Consider the following 11,915-nt stretch of genomic DNA (forward strand, 5'->3'; position numbering starts at 1 on the left):
CAATGTGGCGCGCATTCGTCGTATCGATCGCTGTCCTTATTTCTGGGGCTGTATGGGGAAGCTCTTACAGCCTCTCTTTGCCCCTAGTATATGAGCAAAATCAGCTTGGCGATCTCCCTGTTGAAATACACGGTATGGCTCTAGAACGCGTATCTGTTGATGTGCTTCAAAATTTGCTTGGGCCGCGAGTGAGCCCAGAATGGTGGCAGCAGTTTTTTGGCTCAGAATCATCAACATTCGTTGATGTCGCAACGCTCGCTGAGCGTGGTATAGAAGCCACTCTCAACACTGAATCATTGTTTATTGACGTCCGCCTCTCTGCGCAAATCCTTAGCGAGCAAGATATAAATCTATCGTCTAGTTACCCCGATTTTGTTCCCTCCGAAAGTGGCTCGCTAAGCTGGTTAAATAGTTTTAGTTTTGCCTATAACAATTATTGGCAAGAGAGCGTTGAGACTTGGGACACTTCGCTGGATTGGCTGTCACAAGGCAACATCGGTGGTGCTAATGGTGTTAACTTTCTTTTCGCCAATTACCTCGAAGCGGATAACGAAACAACAAATTTTTCCCGAGGTGAGTGGATTGCTTTTTATGACAAACCTAACCTACCAATGCGCACATCTGTCGGCGATGTGATCAGCGGTGAGTCCGGGCATATTTATGGAATGTCACTGGGCGGTTTTTCTGTTGAGAGTCGATATGCAGACTTGCAGCCGGATCGTGAGACAAGCCCAGAGAGCAGCCAGCAGCTTGTCCTGCTTGAATCTGCCGAAGTGGAAGTTTATGTCAACGGTGAGCGAATTTCTGGTGGGCGATTAGAGCCGGGGCGCTACAACCTTAAGAATCTGATTTTAGATAACGGTGCGAATGATATTACGGTTGTCGTTAACTATGTTTCTGGTAAGCAGGAAGTATTACGCTTTACTCAATTTTATAACGCTAAGCTGTTGAAAAAAGGTCTGATTGATTACTCTTTTTCCGTTGGGCAACCAATCATCTATGACAATCGTCAAGTTGAGTATCAAGACGAATGGGTGGCAACAGGCTATATCGAATATGGTGTTACCGATTGGTTGACGACAGGAGTCAACGGTTTGTATGCCCAAGAAGGGGCAATTTGGGGTGCATTGACGACATTTAAGAGTGCAGTCGGTAATGTCACCGCGCGTTATTCATTCAGCTCTGCAAGTTCAGACGAAGATGGGTGGATAACATCTCTTGACTACGAGAACAGTATTTTTGGCAGTGGCGAAAGCCAGTCGCCGAACTTACGTTTTGCAATTGAAAAATCGGATGACTTTCAAAGTAAGCCTTGGCAAGAGTCTCAAGAGGGTAACTCATATACGCAGTATCTCGCGAATTATTTTTGGCAAATCAATAGTGAGTTAGATCTGACCTTAACGGGGCGTGTCACGCAACTTCCGCCGGATGACGATGAGTTGAGAGGTTCTGTGTTGCTCAATTGGCGGCATGGTGGTTTTACCGTAGGGGCTGGTACCGAATACGAAGAATCCGAGCGTTATAACGAACCGGATACGCGGTTCTTGTTTACCTTTGAATACAATTGGTATTCGGATGAGCATGGAAATCGTATAGGTCTCTCTTACAACAGTGAGAATGAACGAAGCCGAGCGTATTTTAGTAATGAAGGTTTGAACTATGTCGGTGATTACGGAGTGAGAATTGAAGCGGAGCGGGATGAGTTTCGTGATACCCAACGAGCTCAACTTAGCTACACCGCAAATCGATTCAGAGCCGAGTCTGAAGTGAGCCGTGATGTGGTGATAAAAGAAGATACCGAGCAATACCAAGCTTCAGTGCGCTTAGCGACAGCAATTGGTATGGTTGACGGCGACTGGGGGTGGGGGCGTGCAACCAGTGGGCCATTTGTCGTTGCAGAGGTACACTCAACACTGGGGGAAGCGACAGCGAATCTAGATGTAGACTCCCAAGGAAGGCCGACAGCGATAGCAACCCAAAGCATTGATGGTCTGGTCTCTATCTCGCAACCTTATGCTCGTTATGCGATGGATTATAACGTGATGGGTTCTCCCGTTGGTTATGACTGGGGGGATGGCAAACTTGAGCTAATGCCTGCGGCGGCAACTGGATATTTGTTGACGATAGGTTCCGATGCGTCATACACCGCGAGTGGTTATTTGAAGCGTCTTAGCGGTGAACCTATCGAGTACCGACAAGGGCGTGTGTTGGTTGATGATGAACAAATTGAGTTTTTCACCAACAAACAAGGGCGTTTCTTCATTCAAGGACTGAGTCCCGGTAAATACTTGGTTCAACTTTACGGTTTGAGCACCCAGCCAATCATTATCACGATTCCGGAATCTGATTCGAGCTTGATTAATTTGGGCGAAATCAAAGTGGTGCTGAGTAATGACAAGTAATCAAGTGCATTGTACTGCTAAGGAAAGGGTGAATAGGATGAACACGATAAGTTGCAGTGATGTCTTAACAATCGCAGGAATGTTGCTTGTGACCGCTTTTACTTCATCAGTGGTGGCAAGTGATACCAATGAAGCTCAGTGTGAGGGTTCGTTTCAAGTGAGTATCAATGATGTGTCGTATAAACTGAAAGTGGCGCAACCTGACACCCTGTGGTTTCAAGGTAAAGTCGAATTAGATAACCGCTTGGTCAACTGTGTAAGTGGTATTGCCATCAAACCATCAAATGGTTGGCAGCAGGTTGTTACAGGGCCTCAAGGTAAGGTGAATTCGACAGTTTTGAACGCACAAAGAAAAAGCTTAAATAGAAGTTCTCAAGGTGATTTTTTGTTACCAAACCGTGGTGGCAAACAGGTCGATTTTTGGGTGCAAGTTCCAGAGGGTAAAATCATGCAGCCTGGGAACTATCGAGCTGATTTTGAACTGTCTCTGTTTGGTAAGCAAGTGGACGCAGTCGTCAAAAATGCCAGCCTTGATTACACCATAAAGCCTTTCGTTCGTGCGAGGATTGAAGCTAAGTCTAGCTCTCGCATTTCCGTATCGGGAGCGAGAATCACCGTGGATATGGGGAACCTGACTAACCAAAATCATAGAGCGTTGGATATTATTGTGATTAGCAATGCATCGGTTAAACTCGAGCTCAATTCATTGAATAACGGCCATCTTGTTAATACTAGGAAACCCACTCACAAGGTCCCTTATACCACTTCGTTGCAAGGGCAGAATATCGACTTAGATAGCCCTATATTTTTAAATACTCGACGTGGTAATCAAACTCGATTCAACATGGCTTTTGAAAACAAAGCCGTACCCGGAGCCACCGCTGGGCAGTATGAAGATGAGATGACGGTAAGTTTGATTGCATACTGACTACAATTGGATGTTGAGTTCATAAGCTAAGCCAATAAAACAAAAACGCCGCGATTATCGCGGCGTTTTTTAGTTTATGGAGAGGTTATTGGATATCCAATAGCTCCACGTCGAAAATCAAGACGCTTGCTGGTGGGATTGGGCCTGAGCCACTTTTCCCGTAACCTAGTGTACTTGGCACGAACAGGCGGATTTTTTCGCCAACAACCATGTACTGTAAACCTTCTTGCCAACCCTTGATCACTTGGTTAAGGCCAAATGAGATCGGCTCGCCACGATTTACTGAGCTATCGAATACCGTACCGTCGATAAGTGTACCGTGATAGTGTACTTTTACTTTGCTGTTCGCTGTTGGGTGGACTTCACCAGTACCTTTTTCTAGTACTAAGTACTGTAGGCCACTTTCTGTTGTAATGACGCCTTCGGCTTTGCTGTTTTCTAGCAAGAACGCTTGGCCTTTTGCAAAGTTTTCATCTGCGACTTTATGGTTTGTCCAAGTGCGGTAAATAAAAAAGCCAGCTAGGATGAAAATGATAAGAGGAAACAGAAATTTAGACACAATTGCTCCTTGTCTTATTTTGGTTGTTTTAGCAGATAGTTGATGGTGTCTGCCATTGCTTCAACGGTTTCATGACCACCAGTGATCACTTGGTATTTGCCGTTTACGATAAAGGCAGGTACTGAGTTAATCTGACCACGAGTTGTGATTTCTTCTGCCTTTGTAATGAACTTAAACAGCTCAGCTTGTTGAGCTTCGTCCAATTGGTATGGGCTAATTAAATTACGAGATTCAAATACTTTCTCTACTGCTGCTTGACGCTCATCAGTCGTCGCTTCTGACCCCATTTGGACTGCTGCAAACAATTCTTCCATGAATGCTTTGTCTGGTGTGCCATCTAATTGCATAACCGCTGTGTAGAAGATGATGGCACTGATTTGCGCGCTTTCATTGAACGTCACATGCATTTTTTGCACTTTCTGTTCAGTGAGTGATTCGATTTGAGGAACAAAGGTTTCCATTGTACGGCAGTGACCACAGTTGAGAGAGAAGACTTCCGTCAGTGGGGCTAGGTCATATTCCGTCAATGATGTTGGCAGTACTTCGTATTGTTTACCTTGTTGTGGCTGAGAATTGCCGTTATCACAAGCAGCAAGCGCCGCTACTGCGGCAAAAAGGACAACGCCTTTAGAAATGGTTTTAAACATGGGTGACGCTCTAGATTGTAAAGTTATCGATAGTTTATCGGTTAACGTTATCAACGAAAACCATTAAAACGGCTTGTTACACTAAAGTGAGACAATCGAAGAAAGTTTAGTCAAAACATAGTTATGGCGCGTGGTTTGTTGCCCTAAATCGTGTTAGCGGATGTTAGCTCATAAAATTTGGTCGCAACTTAGTGATGTGCATATGATGGGATAGGCGGTTAAACCTTTGGAAACACCGATAAATTGTCGAGTAAAAGAAAAAATTGGCACGATAGGTGCTTGGAAAATAGATTAGAAAAACGAAAGCACTAAAGTTTGGACATTTTGAGCCGACACAGTGAGCAGGAATTCATTCTACGTTGGTAACAGTATGAAGCATTGGTTTTTAGTTGCATGCGGTATGTTAGCCGGATGCACCAGCATGGATCCTAACATGGTCCCAGGGGGGAACATTCTTGATACCGCCCCTCGAACAAATTCAGAGCTAAGACATCCAGAGTGGGGTTACGCACCTACTTCTTATGTTTCTGCACCGAGACAGACTACACAAGCGACGAGTTCGATGGGAAAAAAGCCACAGGGCGTGATGTCACTGGAGATGTTTTTAAATAGGCATCAAATCGCCCACGAAACCATCAGTGGCGAGCATCTTATGATTCGGTTGAAAGAGCAGGTTCATTTCCAAACTGGCTCAGCGAAGCTCTCTTCGCAATCTCAAGATTGGATTCGTAACCTAGGTCATTATTTATCAGGCAGAACGGATGTCGATGTCGTGATTGATGGCCATGCGGACAGTACAGGTGCTGCAAGTTTCAACGACAGTTTGTCAGAAAAGCGAGCTCGTGAAGTCGAGAAGCAATTGTTGGCGACGAGTTTACCGCGCCAGCGCGTGTTTTCTCGTGGCTTTGGAGAATACGTACCACAATGCAGCAACGCGACGTCAACTGGTAAAGCTTGTAACCGTCGAGTAGAACTAATGTTGATTGTGGATCAGTAAACAGAATAATGTTTTCGCATCAAAGAAAAGAGGCACCAATAGGTGCCTCTTCTACATCCGCCAATGTTCTTAGGGGGAACTAGGCAAATTCTTTTTCAATGTATGTCACGATGTCTGAAGATTCGTAAAGCCATTGTGTCTCGCCATCTTTTTCAATACGAAGACACGGTACTTTAACGCGACCGCCACCTTGCTCCAGTGCTTCACGATGTACTGAGTCATTTTTTGCGTCACGCAATTCGATGTTTACTGACTGGCGTTTCATCGCTCGACGAACTTTTACGCAAAAAGGACAGGCTTCAAATTGGTATAGCGCGTAATGTGTGGCTTTTTCGTCAACACTTTTTTGAGCTTCTTCGCTACGCTTAACGCCGCGAGGAGAGAATACAGCATTGAGAAGTAAAATGATTTTTCCCAAAATCCAACGGATAAACGTCATAATGATCCCTTGATGTTCAATGGATGAGTGTCCTTTACGAGCATGCAACGAGCTCAATAGTTAAGAAATCGTTGCATGTATGTAGGGCGTAGTCTAGCAGGTGTCGGGTTTTGACAAAACCATGTTTTTTATGAGGAAAAGAGTTGCCTTAACCAACCAAATAATCCATTCGATTTGGCTGGGGTTGCTTCTTTACCAAGGTAGAAGCTCTGCATTAAGTCGGTACGGAAAGCATCGAGATCCATACGTTTAATTACGAGTTCGTGCTGAAGGCTTTCTTGAGTTTGTTCTGCATGATCATGAGCAAGACTAAAATCCATGTTTAAGTAGCCTTGCGTATACAGCCATAGGTGAGTGATGAGTATTAAGTCTTCTGCAGACTGATTAGTAAACTTGTCTGCGTGCTCATCGCCTAATGTATCACTCAGCGCTTTCTGCATATGTTGAGAAGACGTGGAATGCTGCTCGTACAGTGCGCTGGCTTCAATATGAGACTTGGTCAAAAGTCCAAGTAAATGCAGGGCAGGCGCCGTTTCAGGCTTGTTTTCACATACTCTAATGAACAATGGGGCTTGTTCTTTAGTCCAACGTCGTCTCGCGGCTTTATGCTCGTTGACGAAAGGGATGTTTTTGAACCCCATTTCTTGGATCAGTTCATTAAGAGGCGTCATTACTTTGTAATTCCTTCACCGTCACTTCGACGTGTTGTTCGTTTATATCAACGAAAATTGAGGTGCCGGTAATCATAACAGAAAGGCTAGTGCCGCGGTCAAGGTGTTGTGAAATCAAGTCGATAGCGTCGTAATCCAAACTTGCCACATCAACAGGAAGCATGCCAAATTTGCCTGCCATCTTGTCCCACCAAACGGATGCTTTTGTGTTGTAGGTATACACTTTTACACGTTTTGCTAAGCGGGTTGCTTTCTTGATGCGGTCCGGTTCTGGCTCACCAATTTCGATCCAGTGCGTGATGCTCTGATCGTCTTCCACCCGCCACAAATCCGGTTCTTCAGTTGTTGAAAGACCTTTCGTGAACTCTAAATCATCTTTTGCATTAAGACAGAAAGCCAAAATACGCGCGAGCATGCGTTGTGGTTTCTCTGAAGGATGAAGGGCGATGGTTAGGTTCTTAGAGTCGTAGTGGTCGTTGTTCATATCGGAGATTGCGATACGAAACTTGTAAATTGTCGGTTTTAAAGCCATAAGGGGTATCAATAAATTAAGGGCAAAAAAATAGCCAGCTTAGAGCTGGCTACCATATCAAAATCTTAAAGGATTAAACTAGAGTGATTTTCTCAGCTTGTGGACCTTTTTGACCTTGAGTGATTTCGAATTCTACTTTCTGGCCTTCAACAAGAGTACGGAAGCCGTCACCTTGGATTGCAGAGAAGTGAGCGAAAACGTCAGGACCGTTTTCTTGTTGGATGAAGCCGAAGCCTTTAGTTTCGTTGAACCACTTAACTGTACCAGTAGCTTTGTTAGACATGTCTATTTCCTAAATATCTAATTTATGTAAATCTTCGCCTAATACGGCGCTTATAGCGTGGAAAAATAAATTGCTATTGCGTACCACAGGACGGGGGAATTACGAGTAATCCAACGAAATGTGAAAACAAAGAACTTTCTTTCTAGCCGTGAGAGAGTCTAGGTTAAATACAGGCAGAGTCAACATATATTGGTGCTTATAGGGCAAATATTTGTATTTAGTCACTTTTTAACCACTATATTTTTGATGAAATTTCAAATAAATGACGTTGTTGTGAAGTTTTTGAAGAATAAAATGAATTTAATTCTACAAATTTGACTATTTTCGAAAATTATTGTCCAATCTGGTTCGACCATTGCGGAGGACTTATGGCAACGAAAAAACCGACTCCTCAGCTGAATGAATGTCATCAAGATACCGAATTCGGCCGAGGCGAAATCAAAGATAACGCACTAAAAGCAGTAGTAACCAGCCAACTATTCAAAACTCGAGTAGTAAAAGCAAAGAAAGGGAAAGGCAGTTTTAACAGAAAAGCGAAACATAGAGGCAAAGAGCCCTATTCAAAGTTTTCACTACAGTGGATTTTGAATAGGGCTTTTTTCATGGCTGAAGAATCGATGTTGGCTAGCGTTCAATTTTTGGCGAGTAGATAGAGTAAGCGGTGATTTGTCCAGCAACGATGGCCGAGAACATAAATAGGGCAGAAAGACCAATACTTGGTATTGGTAGAATTGATTGTTCAAACACAGATTGACTTGCGCTAACCAATACGCGACTGCCTGGAACCAAAATGATGATGCCTTGGACAATGTAAATGGACCCCGTTAACTCCATCTTTTTCGCTATCCATGTACCGTACAACGTGATCAACACGGTTGTTACCCATGTGCCTACCACCCAACCACTTTCAAATCCAAGGTAGAAAGGTCCCCACATCCCGAGCATAGCAACGGGTAAGCCCAATAGAATATCGATCAGACGGGCATTAAAAATCACACCCAAACAAGCAGAGATTAAAAATAAGCCGCTGATGTGCATCCAAATCGGGATCTCGTTGGTATACGCGATGGACTGGGCTTGCCCCCAAATCGCCTCGCCAATATTGAGACCCATAGTGATGCCGACAAACAGTTTGATCAATGTGAGTGCGCATTGTCCGAGTAAACTCGTTCCGGAAACCAAATCATTAAATGCTAAACATTCAAGTGAGTTGGCGATAGATAGTCCCGGCACAAATAAGACAATAGTCGCGATGCACAATGCCCAAACGGGTATAGGTAAACCTGTGCTGGAAAGATAGGCAACGATGATGCCTGTAAATAGGGCGGCGATGAACTCGACGGCTATTGCTCGTCGAGCCCGACAGACCTGCTGACAGCCCCACACCATAAAACCGAGTAAAAATGCAAAACCAACCGCTTCTAATGTGCTACCAACTAACATTAAATACGCTGGCGGTATGCCCATGTTCGCAAGCGCAATGACCCAAGGCGGATAGCCCGCAGGTTCAGGAACGGGGTCGCTACTCGGTTGGTTGATCCGAATAATGGTGTTCGCTAACAAGCTTAGATTAATAGAGGCAGGTTTTAGGCGCTTAAGAACCACAGCGTTGTTGTCATCGGGAAATTGATAGTTGATCGCAGTCGGTGTCGCTTGGATCATCACATCGACGCCATGCTTTTGAGCATAGTGTTGAGTGTACTTTTCTACCTTGTATGGTGCGCAACCACTGCGGTGCAATGTATCGCCAATTTCGACGATTTTGTTAATTCTATATTGAGAAGGCATAGCGAAAGCGAAAAATTCGGGTCACAAAAAAATTGCGCGTAAGTTAACAAAAACCACAGTTATCGAGCGAATAATCATTACATTTTTTATGTTTTTTTGTGGGCTATGTCAGGTGTTTTCGCTGCTGCATAAAAATTCTAAGCAAACGTTTGAGTTCTACCATACTATTCTCGATATAAAATTCATCATAAGGGCTTATCAATTGGCAGTAACGAATAGTTAAAAAGTATCATTTTTGAGAAAATATGTATTAATTTAGATTCATATCAATAAGGTGTTCTACCAGTTTGATAAGTCTCTGCTATATCTTAGGTTCGATTGAAGTCTTAGATGAGATGAACCTAAGGTTGGCGAAAGTTTGTATGTACCTCATACGTTATAGTTCTTATGGTTGGAAAAGCACAAAGCTGCTCTTTTTAACGCTGGTGATGACGGTGTTGTACAGTGCTGCTTGTTATAGCCATGATTCGCAGCAAGATACACTTGTTGTCGCCAATTCTAAAGCGTGGAAACCTTTTTCTTACCTAACGCCAGATGGTGAACCTCAAGGCATTCTTATCGACTTTTGGAAAGAATTTGCAGCTCGAAATCATCTACACGTAGAATTTCTACTCTTAGACTGGGAAGCATCTTTACAAGCTGTGAAAGAGGGCAAGGCTGATATTCATGCCGGGTTGATTTATTCACGAGAGAGGGATACCTATTTAGACTTTGGCTCGGTGATCATGCCAATTGATACCCAACTGTATATCAACAAGGACATACTGGGCCTTGAAATCAATGCGGTGCTTAAGGGCGACTCGGCAATGGAAGTGGGCATCGTAAAAGGTGGCTACGAAGAGTTCTTTGTACGGCAAAGATACCCAAAAGCAACACTCACCCTTTATGCAAATAATGATGCGATGCTGCGTGCCGCGGCAGAGAAGAAAATTTTCCTATTCGTAGCTGATATGCAAGTCACTAATTTTTACATGGCAACCGTGCCGGAGGGCCTGACATTCGTTCCTGCGTTGCATCTTTATAGTAAAGACTTAAGAATTGCAGCAGGTGTTGGCAGCCCTATGTCCATTGCAAAAATTTCACATGCCTTTGAACGAGTGCTAGAAACGGATAAAGATCGCATCTTAAGCCGCTGGATACATGTGAAAACCGTATACCCCACTTACCTTGTCCCCGTTGCCGTTTTTGCTCTTATCATCGCTGCAATGTTTCATATCTTTTCATTAAAACGAACTGTCGAGCTACGGACTCGGCAGTTAACGCTCGCCAACCAACAATTATTCGAGTTGACCCTGACTGATCCTTTGACAAAGCTCTACAACCGCCGTCATTTGATAGAGCAACTTTCTACGCTGAGCGCCATTCGCAGCAACTTGACTGTGATGGTGTTTGATATCGATGACTTTAAGTCGATTAACGACCAGTTTGGTCACCTAGTTGGGGACAAAGCGATCGTCGCGGTTGCGAATACCGCGCAATCCGTTATTGATGAGCGCATGACGCTTGCTCGTATTGGTGGTGAAGAATTCGCTTTGGTGACAGCAGCACTCTCCGCGGAAGAAGCAGAAGTGCTTGCTAGGGAAATTTGTGCTCGGATAAACGATTTTCCCATATTGCTAGATGGAAAAACTATGCACGTTAGTGTCAGCCTAGGATGCGCTTTCTATCCAACATTCGATGCAAAATTAAGTTTACAAGACGCAGATCAACTTATGTATTGCGGTAAGGCCAATGGTAAGAACCGCGCTGTTTTTCAGATCATTAATAGAACTAACGTTGAGCCGTTACTTCGTAAGGTTCAGTAAAACTTTGAACCACCTCTCGCTACCCCCTCCATCTTGCTTGCTATACTGATTTGAACCTACTGTTTTCATTGTTATTTTTTTAGTAAATCATTGTTTTTCTCACATTGAGGTATGTCATGTATAAAGCCTTATTATCTCTACTGTGTGTTACTGCTTCATGTTCTTTGCATGCGGAAAGTGCCTCCGACATTGTTAAAAAGTCAGATCAAGCAATGCGAGGCGACTCGAGCTACAGCGAATCAACAATGGAGATTGTTCGGCCTGATTGGACACGTTCAATGACAATGAAAAGTTGGACTAAAGGAACGGATTTATCGCTCGTATTAGTGACAGCACCGGCCAAGGACAAAGGAAGTGCCTCGTTGAAACGCCAGCGCGAAATGTGGAATTGGGTGCCGAGTATTGAACGCGTCATCAAAATTGCGCCATCTATGTTGAGCCAGTCGTGGATGGGCTCAGACTTCACCAACGATGACTTGATCAACCAGTCTTCCATTGTGGTCGATTATCAGCATCAATTGAAAGGCGAGGATACATTTGATGGCGACAAGGTTTGGGTGATAGATGCGGTTGCTAAGCCCGATGCTCCCGTGGTTTGGAGCAAAGTAACGTTGTGGATTTCCAAATCGACCTATCTGCAGCGCAAAGTGGAATTCTACGATGAGTTTGATGAGAGAGTGAACGTGATGACGACTTATGATGTGAAAGAGCTCGGCGGGAGAAAATTGGCGACCAGAATGGAAATGCAGCCGCTTGATAAGCCAGAAAACAAAACCGTACTCATTACTCACCAAGCGCAGTTTGATTTTGATATCGATGACAGTTTTTTCTCTCAGCAACAGATGAAATCGCTGCGCGACTAAG

The 11,915-nt window shown here is 44.0% G+C and carries 13 protein-coding genes; 6 read left to right on the top strand and 7 right to left on the bottom strand.

Annotation, left to right across the window (positions count from 1 at the left end):
* Positions 1-2: 2 nt before the first annotated feature.
* Positions 3-2,402: a fimbria/pilus outer membrane usher protein gene (locus tag ATB76_RS02515; protein WP_061034530.1), complete on the top strand. Its 2,400-nt coding sequence runs from the start codon at positions 3-5 to the stop codon at positions 2,400-2,402.
* Positions 2,392-3,330, top strand: coding sequence for a hypothetical protein (locus ATB76_RS02520; RefSeq protein WP_240538018.1), 939 nt, complete (start codon positions 2,392-2,394; stop codon positions 3,328-3,330). The genes ATB76_RS02515 and ATB76_RS02520 overlap by 11 nt, the downstream gene beginning before the upstream one ends.
* Before the next feature lie 85 nt (positions 3,331-3,415).
* Here the strand turns inward: ATB76_RS02520 and ATB76_RS02525 are convergent, their stop codons facing one another.
* The gene (locus ATB76_RS02525; protein ID WP_038881814.1) at positions 3,416-3,889 is read right to left on the bottom strand and encodes an FKBP-type peptidyl-prolyl cis-trans isomerase; all 474 of its coding nucleotides are present in this window, start codon (positions 3,887-3,889) and stop codon (positions 3,416-3,418) included.
* 14 nt (positions 3,890-3,903) lie between these two features.
* Positions 3,904-4,536: a thiol:disulfide interchange protein DsbA/DsbL gene (locus ATB76_RS02530; RefSeq protein ID WP_038881813.1), complete on the bottom strand. Its 633-nt coding sequence runs from the start codon at positions 4,534-4,536 to the stop codon at positions 3,904-3,906.
* Positions 4,537-4,906: 370 nt separating this feature from the next.
* Here ATB76_RS02530 and ATB76_RS02535 point away from each other — a divergent pair, with 370 nt between their 5' ends.
* Positions 4,907-5,533, top strand: a complete 627-nt coding sequence (locus ATB76_RS02535; RefSeq protein WP_038881812.1) for an OmpA family protein — start codon at positions 4,907-4,909, stop codon at positions 5,531-5,533.
* A 79-nt stretch (positions 5,534-5,612) separates the two neighbouring features.
* Here the strand turns inward: ATB76_RS02535 and ATB76_RS02540 are convergent, their stop codons facing one another.
* From ATB76_RS02540 to ATB76_RS02555, 4 genes are all read right to left on the bottom strand, one after another.
* Positions 5,613-5,972 (bottom strand): glutaredoxin, encoded by a 360-nt coding sequence (locus ATB76_RS02540; protein ID WP_038867434.1) that lies wholly within the window; start codon positions 5,970-5,972, stop codon positions 5,613-5,615.
* Between the two features lie 128 nt (positions 5,973-6,100).
* Positions 6,101-6,643, bottom strand: a complete 543-nt coding sequence (locus ATB76_RS02545) for a hypothetical protein (RefSeq protein ID WP_038867435.1) — start codon at positions 6,641-6,643, stop codon at positions 6,101-6,103.
* Positions 6,630-7,175, bottom strand: a complete 546-nt coding sequence (locus tag ATB76_RS02550; protein ID WP_038867436.1) for a YaeQ family protein — start codon at positions 7,173-7,175, stop codon at positions 6,630-6,632. Before ATB76_RS02550 ends, ATB76_RS02545 begins: the two co-directional genes overlap by 14 nt.
* A 73-nt stretch (positions 7,176-7,248) precedes the next feature.
* Positions 7,249-7,458: a cold-shock protein gene (locus ATB76_RS02555; RefSeq protein WP_005433440.1), complete on the bottom strand. Its 210-nt coding sequence runs from the start codon at positions 7,456-7,458 to the stop codon at positions 7,249-7,251.
* Between the two features lie 368 nt (positions 7,459-7,826).
* Between ATB76_RS02555 and ATB76_RS02560 the strand changes: the two genes are divergently transcribed.
* On the top strand, positions 7,827-8,111 hold the full coding sequence (locus tag ATB76_RS02560; RefSeq protein WP_038867438.1) for a ribosome alternative rescue factor ArfA: 285 nt from the start codon (positions 7,827-7,829) through the stop codon (positions 8,109-8,111).
* On the opposite strand, the gene ATB76_RS02565 is transcribed toward ATB76_RS02560, so the two are convergent.
* Complete coding sequence (locus tag ATB76_RS02565) at positions 8,083-9,246, bottom strand: threonine/serine exporter family protein (protein WP_038867439.1); 1,164 nt, start codon at positions 9,244-9,246, stop codon at positions 8,083-8,085. The two genes, ATB76_RS02560 and ATB76_RS02565, sit on opposite strands and share 29 nt — an antisense overlap.
* A gap of 362 nt (positions 9,247-9,608) precedes the next feature.
* Here ATB76_RS02565 and ATB76_RS02570 point away from each other — a divergent pair, with 362 nt between their 5' ends.
* Both ATB76_RS02570 and ATB76_RS02575 read left to right on the top strand, forming a co-directional pair.
* Positions 9,609-11,051, top strand: coding sequence for a sensor domain-containing diguanylate cyclase (locus tag ATB76_RS02570; protein WP_038867440.1), 1,443 nt, complete (start codon positions 9,609-9,611; stop codon positions 11,049-11,051).
* Positions 11,052-11,167: 116 nt separating this feature from the next.
* Complete coding sequence (locus tag ATB76_RS02575) at positions 11,168-11,914, top strand: outer membrane lipoprotein-sorting protein (protein WP_039978080.1); 747 nt, start codon at positions 11,168-11,170, stop codon at positions 11,912-11,914.
* Position 11,915 lies beyond the last annotated feature (1 nt).

Source organism: Vibrio sp. MOR3, assembly GCF_001557775.1.
Classification (GTDB): domain Bacteria; phylum Pseudomonadota; class Gammaproteobacteria; order Enterobacterales; family Vibrionaceae; genus Vibrio; species Vibrio jasicida.